The 15,110-nt window shown below is 64.4% G+C and carries 12 protein-coding genes and 1 tRNA gene; 5 read left to right on the forward strand and 8 right to left on the reverse strand.

Annotated elements, in window-relative coordinates:
- Positions 1 to 36: 36 nt before the first annotated feature.
- On the reverse strand, positions 37 to 2,049 hold the full coding sequence (locus tag SARO_RS20890) for a peptide MFS transporter (RefSeq protein WP_041549872.1): 2,013 nt from the start codon (positions 2,047 to 2,049) through the stop codon (positions 37 to 39).
- A 192-nt stretch (positions 2,050 to 2,241) separates the two neighbouring features.
- On the opposite strand from SARO_RS20890, the gene SARO_RS00810 reads away from it, so the two are divergent.
- The 4 genes from SARO_RS00810 to SARO_RS00825 all read left to right on the forward strand — a co-directional run bounded on the left by SARO_RS00810 (position 2,242) and on the right by SARO_RS00825 (position 4,237).
- A complete protein-coding gene (locus SARO_RS00810; protein ID WP_041549874.1) occupies positions 2,242 to 2,583 on the forward strand; it encodes a GntR family transcriptional regulator in 342 nt (113 codons plus the stop codon).
- A 152-nt stretch (positions 2,584 to 2,735) separates the two neighbouring features.
- A complete protein-coding gene (locus tag SARO_RS00815; protein WP_011443828.1) occupies positions 2,736 to 3,017 on the forward strand; it encodes an integration host factor subunit beta in 282 nt (93 codons plus the stop codon).
- Between the two features lie 118 nt (positions 3,018 to 3,135).
- Positions 3,136 to 3,220, forward strand: a tRNA-Leu gene (locus SARO_RS00820).
- 360 nt (positions 3,221 to 3,580) lie between these two features.
- Complete coding sequence (locus tag SARO_RS00825) at positions 3,581 to 4,237, forward strand: PilZ domain-containing protein (RefSeq protein WP_011443829.1); 657 nt, start codon at positions 3,581 to 3,583, stop codon at positions 4,235 to 4,237.
- 26 nt (positions 4,238 to 4,263) lie between these two features.
- Here SARO_RS00825 and SARO_RS00830 read toward each other — a convergent pair whose 3' ends face one another.
- From SARO_RS00830 to xseA, 5 genes are all read right to left on the reverse strand, one after another.
- Positions 4,264 to 5,730, reverse strand: a complete 1,467-nt coding sequence (locus tag SARO_RS00830) for a tetratricopeptide repeat-containing sulfotransferase family protein (RefSeq protein ID WP_011443830.1) — start codon at positions 5,728 to 5,730, stop codon at positions 4,264 to 4,266.
- Between the two features lie 133 nt (positions 5,731 to 5,863).
- Positions 5,864 to 9,064 (reverse strand): TonB-dependent receptor, encoded by a 3,201-nt coding sequence (locus SARO_RS00835; RefSeq protein WP_011443831.1) that lies wholly within the window; start codon positions 9,062 to 9,064, stop codon positions 5,864 to 5,866.
- Between the two features lie 358 nt (positions 9,065 to 9,422).
- On the reverse strand, positions 9,423 to 10,277 hold the full coding sequence (locus SARO_RS00840) for a M23 family metallopeptidase (protein ID WP_011443832.1): 855 nt from the start codon (positions 10,275 to 10,277) through the stop codon (positions 9,423 to 9,425).
- Positions 10,278 to 10,295: 18 nt separating this feature from the next.
- Positions 10,296 to 10,499 (reverse strand): DUF2093 domain-containing protein, encoded by a 204-nt coding sequence (locus SARO_RS00845; protein WP_011443833.1) that lies wholly within the window; start codon positions 10,497 to 10,499, stop codon positions 10,296 to 10,298.
- A 26-nt stretch (positions 10,500 to 10,525) separates the two neighbouring features.
- The gene (gene xseA, locus SARO_RS00850) at positions 10,526 to 12,007 is read right to left on the reverse strand and encodes an exodeoxyribonuclease VII large subunit (protein ID WP_041549878.1); all 1,482 of its coding nucleotides are present in this window, start codon (positions 12,005 to 12,007) and stop codon (positions 10,526 to 10,528) included.
- Here xseA and purD point away from each other — a divergent pair.
- The gene (purD, locus tag SARO_RS00855) at positions 12,006 to 13,295 is read left to right on the forward strand and encodes a phosphoribosylamine--glycine ligase (RefSeq protein ID WP_011443835.1); all 1,290 of its coding nucleotides are present in this window, start codon (positions 12,006 to 12,008) and stop codon (positions 13,293 to 13,295) included. The two genes, xseA and purD, sit on opposite strands and share 2 nt — an antisense overlap.
- Here purD and SARO_RS00860 read toward each other — a convergent pair.
- Positions 13,285 to 13,914, reverse strand: a complete 630-nt coding sequence (locus SARO_RS00860) for an N-carbamoylsarcosine amidohydrolase (RefSeq protein ID WP_011443836.1) — start codon at positions 13,912 to 13,914, stop codon at positions 13,285 to 13,287. The genes purD and SARO_RS00860 overlap by 11 nt on opposite strands.
- A complete protein-coding gene (locus tag SARO_RS00865; protein WP_041549880.1) occupies positions 13,914 to 15,110 on the reverse strand; it encodes a CaiB/BaiF CoA transferase family protein in 1,197 nt (398 codons plus the stop codon). Before SARO_RS00865 ends, SARO_RS00860 begins: the two co-directional genes overlap by 1 nt.

Below are 15,110 nucleotides of genomic sequence, written 5' to 3' on the forward strand. Positions count from 1 at the left end.
TCCCTATATTTAAATATTAACAAATAATGACAGCCGTCAAGTGACTCCGTGCATCAACTTGCGCAGCGGCACTGCAACGACGAGAAGCACCACGCCGATGCCCACTGAAACCCAACCGATGGTAGTGAAGACGCCGACATAGGTGTCGAGGCTGACCTTGAGGTTGGTTACCTGGCCCCCAACCGTTTCGACGCTGGCGACCTGCGCGACCATGCCTGCCACGTATTGGGCGACGGCGATCGACAGGAACCAGACGCCCATCATCATGCCGACGATGCGCGCCATCGAAAGCTTGGTGATCATCGAAAGGCCGACGGGCGAAATGCACAGTTCTGCCATCGAATGGATCAGGTAAAGGCCGGCGAGCCATGCCAGGCCTACGCGGAACTGCGCGTCGGCGAACTGAGCGCCCCACACCAGCAGGAGGAAGCCTCCGCCCACACCCATCAGCGCGAGCGCAAACTTGACCGGAATCGAAGGCTCCACGCCGCGACGCGCCAGGGCGTTCCACATTACGCTGAATACTGGCGCCAGCGTCACGATGAAAAGCGCGTTGAAGATCTGGGTCTGTCCTGCGGGCATGACATAGACCGGTTCGCTGCCGAAGCCCTGGGTGCGCGCATAGAGCATCCCGCCGAACCCGGCGAGCATGGCGATGCCGAAGCCGAGGCTGATCTTCCTGCGCGTTTCCGGAACCTCGCCTTGACCGAAGAACCAGGCGAGCAGCCAGCCAAGGCCGCCGAGCAGGATCGCGAAGAACAGGTAGTAGCTGGCGGGGCTGGCGCGGAACATCGCGAAGAGCGGTCGAGTCCAGCCGATCTCGAGTTGGGTATTGCGCTCCGCGAACAGGGTCAGCGAGGACCCTGCCTGTTCGAACAGGGTCCAGAACACGGTGTTGAAGACGATCAGCACCATTGCCGCGACCATCATCTGGAATTCGACGCGGCTTCCCGCCGCGAGTGCCCAGACGAGGATGCCCGGAACTGCCAGCAGGAACGTGCCGAACATCAGCTTGCCCATGATCGGCAGGCCCAGGAAATACCCGACGAGGCCCTCGCCCGCCGCAGGGGGCACATAAGCCATGAGGTTGGTGAACAGGAACCAGAACAAGGGTACGCAGACGAGCGCGGCGCCGTAGATCAGCCAATCCTTGCGTGGATCGGCGCCGGCGGGGCGCTCGCCATATCCATCGAGCCTGCCGCCATCGAACTGGAACAGCAGCCAGGAGAAGGTCATGCCAATGGCGGCGAGGCCGAATCCGGCCCACCAGCCAACGGATTCGGCGAGGATCGGGCAGAAGAACTGCGAGATCAGCGAACCGAGATTGATGCCCATGTAGAAAATGGTGAAGCCGGCATCGCGGCGCCTGTCGCCATCTGCATAGAGAGTTCCGACGATGGTGGAGATGTTGGGCTTGAAGAAGCCGTTGCCGACGGTCACCAGCGAAAGGCCGACGAGCAGGATAGTGATGTGGAGCGGCGAGCGCTCGCCGTCGGATTCGAAGCCGCCGGGCGCGATGCGCCGCGCCTCGGTGCCGTCGGTTGCCTTGAGCGAAACCGACTTGTCCTCGTTGCCGGCGATCTCGAGCCGCTGGCCGTTCATTTCGACCGATCGGACTTCGCCTGCATCGGTCTTGGTGACTGTCACCTCGTAGCGCTGACCCTCGATCGTGGCATAGGGTTTGGCCGCATCGCCGCCGAAGCAGAGCATGAAGTAGCCGACCGCCATCAGGATCGCGCCGAACTTCACTGATCGCTTCGAGCCGAGATAGCGGTCGGCGATGAGGCCGCCGATCAGCGGCGTGAGATAGACGAGCGCGGTGAAGCCACCGTAGATCCCCGTGCTGGTCGTGTCGTTGAACAGGAAATGCTTGGCGAGATAGAGCGTCAGGATCGCCCGCATCCCGTAGTAGCCGAAACGCTCCCACATCTCGGTGGTGAACAGACGTTTCAGTTGCGCGGGGTGGCCGAACCATTCGCCCGCCGGGTCGGGGCCCTCCGGGCGGTGCGGCGTGGGGGTCTGGTCTGCGGTCATTTCAATCTGGGCCATGCGGGCGTGCGATCTCGTCTGTTGTCCTTGTCTGCGCAGCTCCCGCGCAGGTGTTGCCGGCATTACTGGCACGTCTGGCCACGGCAAGAAACTAATTTCGTTGGCAACCATCGGCTGGTCAGGCTGCGGCTGCGGAAGCAACGCATGGGGGCGCCGTTGTATCGCGGGCTGTATTATGGCAATATAGCACCCATGAGCAGCTCAAGCCGCCCCGTCTACCTGCGCCTGCGTGACGAGATCGCTGCGGGCATCATCGACGGGCGCTATCCCGAAGGTGCTGTGCTGCCTTCGGTCCGGGCATTCGCTACCGAACAGGGCGCGAATCCGCTGACCGTCGCCAAGGCCTACCAGCAGTTTCAGGACGAGGGACTGGTGACCGTCCAGCGTGGCATCGGCATGTTCGTGGCGCCCGGTGCCGCGACCGCCCTTCTGGCGCGAGAGCGTCAAACCTTCCTTCGCGACGAGTGGCCGGAAATCGCCGGCCGGATCCGACGTCTGGGATTGTCGCTTGCAGACTTGGCGGAATTGGCCTGAAACGGTTCAAATTCAGGCAGATTCGACGATATCAACCGATTGTGTTGCGCTGTCATGCATGGCAGGATCACCGCTTGTGCTCGTACGGGGGTTCGGGCGCAGGGATCGTCAATAGGGGGGCGTCCACGAGGATGCCTGGCGGAGGGAAGCACATGATCAGGTCGGAGCTGTTGCAGGCGCTCGCAAAAGAGAGCCCGGGTATGCGCAGCGAGGAAATCGAGCGGGTCGTCGACGTGTTCTTCGACGAGATCGCAAAGCGGCTCGCAGAAGGCGGGCGTGTTGAACTGCGCGGCTTCGGCGCCTTCTCCACGCGCGAACGTGACGCGCGCAAGGGACGCAATCCCCGCACCGGCGAAACCGTCGAGGTTCCGGGCAAGAAAGTGCCCTACTTCAAGGCTGGCAAGGAAATGCGGCAGCGGCTGAACGCCGACTGACGCTTGCGGTGGGGACGGCGGTCACGTGTCGCCGGCCATCTTCTTGCGAACAACGCCACACGGGCGCCGCTGCGTGACGTTGCAGCGGCGCCCTTCGTGTGGCACTCGGGGCGCGCATGCGGACGTGGCGGAATGGTAGACGCCGGGGACTTAAAATCCCTTGAGCCTTGCTCGTGCGGGTTCGAGTCCCGCCGTCCGCACCAGCAGGCCCAAATGCTGCCCACACTTCGCAGGAGCGCGCGCTGGAAGAAGCGCGACCGGCGGGTGCACCGTGCTCAGTTCCCCGCTGTCCAGCCCGCGCGATACAGATGTTTCGCAAGGCGGGCGGTTTATTGCACGCCTCTCGAGGGGCGGATGACGGCTCGGTATCGCTGCCGGGGATCCAATGTGCCGGTATGGAAGTGGGCCTGCGCCCGTTCAGCGCAACAACTTGGGAAACAGGTCAAAAATTGGTTGCGGAGGCCTTCGTGGTAACCCGGTGGTAGGACTTCCGGCGTTATGGTCCAGCTTGACCGGATTGCTTTTCGTCCGGCGTCTTGGCTTGTTGCGAGGGGGACAGGGGCTTGGCCCACATCGACGACCAGTTGCCGCCCCAGGATGGGCCCGACAGCGCGGAACAGCGCACGGCACCGCGATTCACCTTGCTCATTCGCGCCGCCAAGCTGATCGTCGACGACGAGCGCGAGTTTCTCTGTGTCATCCGCGATGCTTCCATTTCGGGGCTGAAGATAAGGCTTTTCAATCCTTTGCCGGATCACAAGTCGTTGCGCATCGAGATGAGCAACGGCGACCGCTATGCCGTCGAGCAGGTCTGGGCCGATGGCGAGTATGCCGGCCTCCAGTTCCTCGATGAAGTCGGCATCGAACGATTGCTCGACGAAAGCCATGGCCCCTTTCCGAAGCGCCAGGTTCGCCTGCGTATCCGCCTCGACGCCGTCCTCCATTCCGGCGGCGAGGCGGTGCGCGTCGCGTTTCAGGACATTTCGCAGCAGGGCGCGGGCATCGAGTGCGACAAGTGGCTGCTGATGAACGAACTGGTGCGCGTGGAAACCGGGGTACTGCCGCCGATCTACGCGAAGGTGCGCTGGCGCAGCCACCCCCGTTACGGCCTGCTGTTCGAACAGACGTTCAAGCTGGACGAATTGGCACGCATTGCCGCGCCCTTGCAGACTGGCGACGCGCAGGTGGCAGGGCGGGCGGCAAATTCGCGCACGGCCTGAACGGCCGCTTTGCCGCCCGGACTGTCTCAGGTTGCGGCGGACAGTGCCTCGTAACGATCGACGAACGGGGCGAGATGCAGGCGGTAGGCACCTGCGGCGCCAACCGCCCCGGTATTGATCGGCTCGCGCACCTGCATCACGCTTGCCGTGGAGACCACGCGCTGCGTCTCGTGCGGACGGAAGACCTGCGGTTCCTCCTCGAGATTGCAGTGCGCCAGGATGCGACGAATCTGGGCTTGGGGTTCCTGAACCAACTGCTGGTAATCGACCGCGAGGATGCGGTCGGGGAACATGCGCGACCAGTGGTGGAAAAGCTGGTCCTCAAGCGCGAAGTGCGTCGCGATGTCCTCCAGGTTCCAGGACCAGTCGAGCCCGTTGATGAAGTACGTGCGGTAAGCCGAGAACGCGCAGTCGGCCGGATCGCGACGCAGCCAGACGATGGGCGCATGCGGAAGAAGCGCCGCTATGAGCCCGGTGAAACGACTGGTGTTGAGCGCCTTGTCGACGAAGCGCCCCTCTTTTCCGAAGCGCTCTTGCCCGAGGTGTAGGTATAGCGCGGCAAGGTCGTCAGCATTGCCGCCGGCCTGGAGATAGTCCGACAGTCCCTTGGCTGAGAGCGACGTGAGATCGCGACGGACGACGCCCATGCGGCCCAGTTCCTCGCCGCCCGACACCGCAGAGTGACTGACGAGGATCTGTTCGACCAGTGTGGTGCCCGAACGGGGCAGTCCGGTGACGAAGATGGGCTGGCTTGTGTCCAGGGTTACAAGATTGTTGATCTTGTCGACGAAATCGCGGTCGAAGCCCTGCCGGCATTCAGCGGCGTCGCGCGCATCGGCAGCGGCATCGTAGGAGCGCCAGCCGCGAACGAGTTCTGCACCGGCGGAAAAATGGCGGAAGGCCTCGTCCGGTTCGCGGCGGTCGAAATGGACGCGACCGGCCGCATAGTGGAAGTGCGCCCGCTCCAGCGGCGGTGCACCCTCCATTCGGGGTTCCGCCGATAGAATACGGTCGCCGATGGGGTCGCCCGCCTTGCGCTTGCGTGCCGCGGCGAGCGACAGCATGGCCTGCCCGAGCGCCGGCTCTGCCTCGATTGCGGCGAGAAGATGCTTCTCGGCATCTTCGATATGGCCGAGGTTAACCGCGATGGTGCCGCGAATGTAGTGGTGGCCAGAGACGGAAGGGACCCCGAAGGGCACGCTTCCCATCACCTTCCAGGCCTCCTCCAACTGTCCGGTCTGCGCCAGCATGGCGGCCTGCGCGAAACGGGCATTTGGGTCGGCCCTGTGAGCGGCAAAACGTGCCATGGCGAGATGTGCGGCCGAATACTCGCCGTTCGTCTGCATTACGTGGGCAATGGACTGCCAGCGGTCACCTAGCGGTGGATTGCCGGCAAGGAGCGCGAACGCAGCGTCGTTGGCATTGCGCCGGCTACCGCTTTCGAGCGCGGCAACGAAGCGGCGTAGCTGGGTAATGGCTTCGTCTTCGGTCATGGCATCCTGGATCGGTTGGTGTGCGGTCTATGGCGGTCCGAAGATGGCGCGGCAAGAAGGCCAAAAGAAAAGGGGGCGTCCCGAAGGACACCCCCTGATCCTTGTCCGGACGGATCCGGAGCACGGGCCGCTATCAGTCGGCGCCGTTGTTTGCACCGAAGCGCATCGTCCAGGTGAAGCGCACCTGGCGCGGAGCCTGGTAGCCGGTCGGCAGACGATAGTCCGCGCGGGTGGCACCCGAGTCCGTTTCGCCGAATTCGACGAAGTCGGTCTTCGACTTCCAGTTGAAGACGTTGAACACGTCGATGCGGAAGTTCGAATTGCCCAGAGCCTCGCCCAGCTTGAACTGGAAGCCGAGGTCGAGGTTCTTCGACCAGTCGCTCTTGAACGCCGTACCACGGTTGACCAGCACGCTGGTTTCGCCGGTGATGTCGTTCGTGACCGTCGTACCGTTCTGGTTGCCCTTCGGGTTGCGGCAGTAGAACGACGCGGCGCCGTACTGCGAAGCCGCACCGCCGTTCAGAACCGCACTTTCGCCAGCCTGGAGCAGCTTGATGTAGTCCGGGATGGCGACGCCGATGCAGCTGAAGCTGCGCGGCGACTGGACGGTCAGGTTTGCACCGATGCGGAGCCAGTCAACCGGCTGCCACGAACCGAACAGCTTGAAGGTATGCTCGCGATTGTTGGCAAGCGTACCGTACGATCCAGTGGTCAGCCCCGGAACGTCGAAGTCCTGCGTAAGGCCGGCGTCGTCCTGGTTGTTGTCCGACTTGACCGAACCTTCGTAGTTACCGCGAAGCTTCTGCCAGGTGTAGCTGAAGTCGAAGCCCCAGGTGCCGTTGAAGGCCTTGGACGCGGTGAACTCGATCGAGTCGTACTTGCGGACGGCCTTCGGATAGCCAAGCAGCTCCGGTGACAGGGTGACGACGTCAGTCGTGCCCGGCTTCGTCGGATCGCCATCGAGGCGCACGGTGACGGCTTCACCAGGATTGGCCAGAACGTACTGGTGGAAGCCCGACCAGATCGGGCTGCCCGACGAGGTTGCGCAATCGAGGTTCTGCTGTTCGCAGTAACGGTTGACCGCTTCGTCAATCGCGATGTCTTCCAGCGTCTGCTTGAGACGACGGTTGATGTAACGAAGACCGAAGGTCCAGTCTTCCATACGGTGCGTGATGCCGAAGATCAGTTCGTCCTGGTACATCGGCTTGAGCGTCGAGGAGACCAGGGTGTCCGTCGGGCCGGGAAGGCCGTCAGAGAACACGGTGCGGCACTTCTGGCCGGCACCCGGACCGAAGTCGGGGCAGTTCAGCGAGTTTGCGCCGGTGAGCGAGCCGAGGATCGGAGCGCCCGAGCTGTCGAACTGCTGGCCGATCGGAACGCCGTTCGTGTCATAGTTCGAACCGACGACACCCGGAGCGTAGCCGAAGCGCTGCTCGTAGTAGGTTTCGGCGCCGGCCAGGCGGATGTTGGTGTTGGTGGCGACCGGCAGATAGTAGCGGCCCCAGAACGCCTGGATCTTGGTCAGCTTGTCGCCGAACACGTCGAACGACGCGCCAAGACGCGGAGCCCACTGGTTCTTGAGGTCGAGGTACTTGCCGCCCGTGATGCCGTAGTTCTGGAACTGGTCGTTGCGCACGCCCAGCTGCAGGTTGAGGCGGTCGTTCAGGAGGTCCCAGCTATCCTGGATGTAGAAGGCCGTCTGCTTGGTCTTGAACGAGCCTTCGTTCAGGTAGGTACGGGTGCGGATGTAGTTCGCCGTGAAGCGATAGGTGCGGTCACCGGTGTAGAAGGTGTCTTCGGTAACCGACAGGTCTTCACGATCGAAGCCGAAGCGGAAGTGATGCGAACCGAGCAGGTTCACATAGAGGTCCGCGTCGATGCGCATCACCTTGCGCAGGTCCTGGCCGTCCGTCGGCGAAACGGGCACGCCGGCGATGGTCTTGAGCGAGGTGACAGGTTCGCCGTTGCCGTCGTAGGCAAGCTGCGTCTGGATGGTCGGAACGGCGCTGTCGCCACCACTGATCACGTCATAGCGCTTGTAGCGGTTCTCGCCGTAGGCACCCGAAAGCGTGAAGAAGTCGGTGAACTGGCCAGTGTACTGGACGATCCAGTTCTTGCCGCCGATCTTGTTGATTTCACGACCTTCGCGATTGATCCCAGTGATGATGCCGGTCTTCTCGTTACCGAGCGCGTCGACGTTGTAGTAGTCGTAGTTGATCGTGCGTTCGTCGGACCAGAAGGTGCCTTCGATGCGGTGACCGTCGAACGGAATGAAGTCGAGCTTGCCGCCGTAGAACGGGGTGTTCGACTTGGCGCGGACGCGATAGCCCGACGACGGGGAGGTGTCTTCCGACACGCTGTAGCGCGGCGTGACCAGACCGTAGAAGAACAGGCGATCCTTGATGATCGGGCCCGAGAGGTAGAAGTTTGCCTCGAGGCGCTCGCGGTAGTCGCGGCTGTTGAGAGACTTGAGCGAGCCGGTATCGTCAAGGTAGGTGTTGGGCGAATCTTCGCTCAGGAAGTCGGGCGTGTAGGCGACGACCGCACCGTATTCGAAGTTGTTCGAACCCGACTTGGTGACCGCCGAGGTCACGCCGCCCAGTGCACGACCGTATTCGGCCGACCAGCCGCCGGTCTTGACGTCGAACGTGCGATAGAACTCGAACGGAACGACGTTGTTGCCGACGAAGGTACGGAAGTTCGTCGTGTTGAGGCCGTTCACGTAGTAGCTGTTCTCGGCGATCGACGCGCCGCCGAAGCTCACGCAGTCGGGGCAGTCGCCGAAGCCGGTGTCACCGGCGTTGGTGCCGGGTGCAAGCAGGATGAGGGCCGACTGCGAACGCGCGATCGGAACGCTCTCGGCAACTTCCTGCACGTTCAGGGTGAGGCCCGAGGTGTTCTGAGCGAAGTCGTTGGTCTTGATGCGCGAACCGGTGACGACGATCGCGCCGCCGGCAGCAGCTTCGCCCGTCGAATAACGGTACGAGTTGTTCGAGCCGGCAACGACGCTGGCCGAGTTGTCCTGGACAACGACCGCGCCGTCGACCGTGACGGTCACCGAGTAGGTGCCGGTCGGGAGAGCGGTGACGCGGAACTGGCCGCTGGAATCGGTGGTGGTGGTGTTGGTGAAGCCCTGTTCGTTCGAACGGATCGTCACCTGCGCGCCGGAAACGGGAGCGCCGTTGCCGTCGAGCACCTCGCCCACGAGGTTACCGCGGGTGTAGTCCTGCGCCATTGCGGGCGCGACGAAGGCGGTCGATGCGGTAAAGCCCGCGACGACCAGCGCCAGCGGCGCGGCGCTCGCACGGAGCGCAGAGAATGTTTTGATTTTCACGTGTCCAGTCCCTTTTGTCCTGTCCGCCCGTGCCCCCTGAGGCTGACACAGGCACTCCCCCGAACGTCCACACCATCGTTGCGAAGCGGGTGGCGACGCATCTTCGGCCCCCGGACGAACGGGAAAAGATGCGCCTGTTTGGCTGAAATGCGCGGGCCCTTCAAAACACGATTGTCAGTTGCGAAATGAATCCGAAACACGTGTATCAAAACTGCCACACCGCCTTTCGGACAGGTACGAGAGGCAGCAATTCCGGTCACTTGCGGGTGATGCATGGAAATTACACATGCGCGGCATTCACTTGCCATTAATTTCAACGGCGACGGTTTCTGTTGAAACAACGGGTCCGATGGAACGTTCAAAGGGTTGCGGCTGATACCAATTGTGGGAGAAAGAGCAGGGGGTCGAGCCGGCTCTCTTCCCACCTTATCGACCAGTGAAGATGAGGCCCGGTCGCACGTCCGCTGCTACCGATGCGGCCGATCACTTGTCCCTGCCGGACCGTCTCTCCCTCGACGACGGACAGGGCCGAGCAATGCAGGAAGGCGCTGTTGAGGCCGTTTCCGTGGTCGAGCATCAGCAAGTGCCCTTCGAGCGAGAACGGGCTGTCGGCGGCGGCTAGCGTCACCACGCCATCGGCCGGCGCGATGAAGGCCGTGCCTGCGCCGCCGGCTATGTCCAGGCCGGAGTGGTACGATCCGGGCTCCCCGCGGTAGATGCGCTGCGCACCGAAGCGGCCCGAGAAACGGCCGGGGGCCGGACGCACGAAATCCTGTCGCCAGCCCTCGGCGCCGGTCCGGCGGGCGCGCGCCGCCGCGATGCGGGCAAGTTCACCCTTGCGAATGCGCAGGAATTCCTCGTCCGGAACGGCGCCGGGCCGTTTTGCGACATTGACGTGTTCGATCTGCCATGCGCGGGTCGCGACGACGATGTCGCGCGCGACGGCCTGGCCGCCGGCAACCGTGGCAACGAGGCGTGCGAGCGGAGGGGCGTCTCGATCGAAAGCGATGAGGAAAGCACCGTCGGCCCCCATCGCAACGCCCTTGCCGTCGAGCGCGAGGCCGGTGACCCCGCTTGTGCGGCCACGCAGCCAGCCGCCCTGCGTCGGTTGACCGCCTTCGTCTATAATGATCGGCGGCAAGGGCGTGTTGCCCAGCAACAGCACCGTGGTCGCAGCGATGCCACTGGAAAGAAAGTCGCGGCGGCGGATCACGGGCTCGTCACCGCGCTGCTACTTGCCCTCGAGATGGCGTCGGACAGAGATTTCGGCGGTGGCATAGGCTTCCTGACGCTCGGCGCACCAGTAGCGCAGCATGTCGAGCGGGATCGTTTGCCCCGAAACGGCGCACACGACATGGTCGCCCGCCGAAAGCTGGCGGAACCCGCCGGAAAGGTAGTGAAGCCGTGCGAGGCGGCCGGATTGGGACATCAACATGGATGCAATGTAGCGATTGCGGTCGTTCAGAACAATTCCTGCTGTCCTTCGGGCCGTGCGGCCTGGCGCGGCTTGCTGGCGGAGCGGGAGCCTGCGGGGGGCGGCGCACCGGTGCTGACGTCGAGCGTGCCGTCGGCGAACTTGAGCGTGAGCGCGGCGCGGGTCGCGGCGGTCGCGCGATCCTTGACCAGGTGTCCATCACTGTCGGTGACCAGCACGTAGCCGCGTTCGAGAGGCGCCTCCGGGTTGAGCGAGCGGCGCAGGCGGTCCAGCGCATCGACCTTGCCTCGCGCATGGTCGATGCGCTGAAGCAGGGCTTCCGGTCTCAGTCGGCGCGCGGCAAGGCGTTCGCGCTCGCGATCGACCCGCGCGGAAAGCAGGGCAGGGCGCAGGGCGCCGGCGTGGCGCGCGAGTTGCGAGGCGGCGATTTCGGTGCGGTGGAGAAGCGCGAGGCGAAGGCGGTCGCCGAGATCATCGACGCGCTGGGCCTGGCCTTGCAGGAGCGCGTGGGGCTGGGGCAGGCGCTGGCTGCGCGCTTCGAGGCGCTCCCTTGCCTGGCCGAGTTGACGGCCGAGAGCGCGGCGCTGGCGAGCATTGAGATCGGCGACGAAGGCGGCAAGTTCGGCCTGCACGGGCACCGCCAGCTCCGCGGCGGCGGTGGGGGTGGGGGCGCGAAGGTCGGCGGCGAAATCGCACAACGTGGTGTCGGTCTCGTGGCCGACGGCGCTGATGATCGGAATCGTGCAATCCGCCACGGCGCGGACGACCTCTTCCTCGTTGAACGACCACAGGTCCTCGATGGAGCCACCGCCGCGCGCGACGATGACGAGATCGGGCCTCGGGATCGGGCCGCCGGGCTCCATGGCGGAGAACCCGCGCACCGCGTTTGCCACCTGCGCCGCCGCGCCCTGACCCTGGACCAGCACCGGCCAGACGATCACGCGGCAGGGAAAACGGTCCGACAGGCGGTGGAGAATGTCCCGGATCACGGCGCCGGTCGGAGATGTGACCACCCCGATGGTGCGCGGCAGGAAGGGCAGGGCCTTCTTGCGCGCCGGATCGAACAGTCCCTCGCCCTCAAGCCGTGCCTTGAGCTTGGCGAGCAGTGCAAGCAGCGCGCCTTCGCCCGCAATCTCCATCCGGTCGATCACGATCTGGTAGTTGGACCGTCCCGGATATGTGGTGAGCTTTCCGGTCGCGATCACTTCCACGCCGTCCTCGGGCCGGAAGTTGAGGCGCTGGGCATTGCCGCGCCACATCACGCCATCGAGCCGCGCGTTCTCGTCCTTGAGACAGAGGTAGAGGTGGCCCGAGGCGGCGCGCTTCACGCCGGACAGCTCGCCGCGCACGCGCACAAAGCCGAAGCGATCCTCCACCGTGCGCTTCAACAGGGCGGAAATCTCGGAGATCGAGAGGGCGGGAGCGTTGTCGCCAGCCGATTCCCTCGCTAGGAGCCCGCCCGAGCCGTTGTTATCGTCGTCGTCATAGGGCGCGGAAGGGAAAGCCATGAATATCCTGCTGCTGGGATCGGGTGGGCGTGAACATGCCCTGGCATGGAAATTGGCCCAATCGCCCCTCACGGGCAAGCTCTATGCCGCCCCGGGCAACCCGGGCATCGCCCAGCACGCCGATCTGGTCGCGCTTGACCTGACCGATCATGCGAGCGTCGTCACCTTCTGCGAGACCAACCGCATCGGGCTGGTCGTCGTCGGCCCGGAAGCGCCGCTGGTCGATGGCCTGACGGATTCGCTGCGCGCGGCGGGTTTTTCGGTGTTCGGGCCAAGCCGTGCGGCCGCGCAGCTCGAAGGATCGAAGGGCTTTACCAAGGACCTGTGCGCGCGGGCGGATATCCCGACGGCAGGATATGTCCGCGCGAAGTCGCTTGAAGAAGCGCGGGCCGCGCTGGCCGAGTTCGGCGCTCCGGTCGTGATCAAGGCCGACGGGCTGGCCGCGGGCAAGGGCGTTGTCGTGGCAATGACCATGGAAGAAGCCGAGGCAGCGGTCGACGACATGTTCGATGGCGCATTCGGTTCGGCCGGCGCGGAAGTGGTGGTCGAGGAGTTCCTTACCGGTGAGGAGGCTAGCTTCTTCGCCCTGACCGACGGCGCCACGATCGTGCCTTTTGCTTCCGCTCAGGATCACAAGCGCGTGGGCGATGGCGATACCGGACCCAACACCGGCGGCATGGGCGCCTACAGCCCGGCGCGCGTGCTGACCCCGGAACTCGAGGCGCAGGCGCTTTCGCAGATCATTGCTCCGACCGTAAAGGCCATGGCGGACGAGGGCATGCCTTATTCAGGCGTGCTCTATGCTGGCCTCATGCTCACGGAACAGGGCCCCAAGCTGATCGAATACAACGCGCGCTTCGGCGATCCCGAATGCCAGGTGCTGATGATGCGCCTCGAGAGCGATCTGGTCGAACTGCTGCTGGCCTGCGCCGACAACAAGCTGTCGAGCATACAGCCGCCGCGCTTCTCCAACGAAGTGGCGATGACCGTGGTCATGGCCGCGCAGGGCTATCCCGGCACGCCGAAGAAGGGCGGCCGGATCGATCATATCCCGGCAGCAGAGGCCGGCGGCGCGAAAGTCTTCCATGCTGGCACCGTTCTTTCGGGCGATGGCGTCCTTTCGGCCAATGGCGGGCGCGTCCTGAATGTCACGGCCAAGGGACCGACTGTAAAGTCCGCGCGCGATGCCGCCTATGCGGCGGTCGATGCGATCAGCTTTCCGGAAGGCTTCTGCCGCCGAGACATCGGCTGGCGCGAGATCGAGCGCGAGGAAGCCGCTAGCGTCTGAGGAAGGCCAGGGCCTCCGCCTCGCCGATCACTTCGGCGTACTTGGCCTGGAGATCGAACAGGTTGGCCTCGTGCGGGGCCTGGTGGCGGTCACCGCAGGCATCGCGCACGACGAAAGGCAGGAAGCCGTGCTGGCAGGCGTCGAGCGCGGTTGCCCTGATGCAACCCGACGTCGACGTGCCGCATATCAGCACTGTATCCACGCCAAGCGACGTGAGCGTTGAGGCCAGATGCGTTGCAAAAAACGCCGAGGCATAGCGCTTGGTGATGACGATCTCGTCTTCGCGAGGCGACAACACGGCCGGGAACGCGCCGAGCGGCGAGCCCTTCTCGAAGACCCGAAGTGCAGGCACCTTGCGGTAGAACACGCCGCCATCCGTGCCGCCCGGCTGGTATTCGACATTGGTGAAGATCACCGGAATGCCTGCGTTGCGCGCTGCATCCGTCAGCCGGACTGCGCTCTCAAGCGCCGCTTCGATTCCCGCGTAGAGGGGCGATCCGGGCTGGAGATATGCTTCGACCAGATCGACCACGACAAGCGCGGGACACTGGCCGAACGGCAGGCGCCCGTCGAAGGCGCCGGCATAGTTCGCGGCCAGATCGTCCTCGTGCTGCGTCATCAGATCACGCCCTGCTCCGCGAGGTGGGCCAGGTCGCTTTCGCCAAGACCCAGCAGTTCGCCATAGACTTCGGCATTGTGCTGGCCAACCCGCGACGGCGCAGGGCGGCGGACGCTGCCGGGCGTGGCGGAAAGGCGAGGGAAGCTCGACTGCATCTTGAGCGGCCCGAAGCGTTCGGTCTCGACTTCGATGATCGCCTCGCGCGCCTTGAAGTGCGGGTCTGCGAGCATGTCGGGCGCGCGATACACCCTGCCCGCGGGTATCGAATATTCGATCATCAGCGCGTCGACCTCATCGATGGTCAGCGTGCGCGTCCAGTCGTTGATGAGGGCGTCAAGCTCGTCCTGGTTCTCGCCTCGCGCGAGGTGCGTGGCATAACGCGGATCGTCGCCAAGCTCGGGCCGTCCCATTGCGGTCGCGAGGCGTTTCCAGAGCGAATCCTTGTTGGCCCCGATCATGAACTCGCCGTCCTTGCACGAGTAGACGTTGGACGGCGCGATACCCTTGAGCACCGAACCCGAGCGTTCGCGGATCAGGCCGGAGCGGTCGTACTCGGGCACTAGCCCCTCCATGACCTGGAGCACCGATTCGTAGAGCGCGGCATCGATCACCTGCCCCCGGCCGCTGCGGCTCCGCTCGTGCAGCGCTGCGAGAACGCCCATGCAGCCATAAGTGGCGGTCAGCGTATCGCCGATGGATATGCCCATGCGGCTGGGCGGCCGGTCGGGCTCGCCAACGATGTAGCGCCATCCGCCCATCGCCTCGCCGATGCCGCCGAAACCGGCGCGGTCGGAATAGGGGCCGGTCTGGCCGTAGCCAGACATGCGCGCGATGATCAGCCCTGGCTTTTCGGCAAGGAGAACGTCAGGGCCAAGGCCCCACTTCTCCATCGTGCCTGGCTTGAAGTTCTCGATCACCACGTCGGCATGGGCGATAAGCTTCTTCACCAGCGCCTGCCCCTCGGGAATGCGCAGGTTGGCGCTGACCGAGCGCTTGTTGCGCGCGATCACTTCCCACTGGACCTTGTCGGCGCCCTGGCCCCATTCGCGCATCGGATCGCCGGTCACGGGTGGTTCGACCTTGATCACATCTGCGCCCATGTCGCCCAGAAGCTGGCCGCAGAAGGGGCCGGCGAGGAGCTGGCCGAGTTCGACCACGCGGATGTCGCGCAGCGGTCCGGGATTGGTTGTCGTCAT

The sequence above is a fragment of the Novosphingobium aromaticivorans DSM 12444 genome, assembly GCF_000013325.1.
GTDB lineage: Bacteria > Pseudomonadota > Alphaproteobacteria > Sphingomonadales > Sphingomonadaceae > Novosphingobium > Novosphingobium aromaticivorans.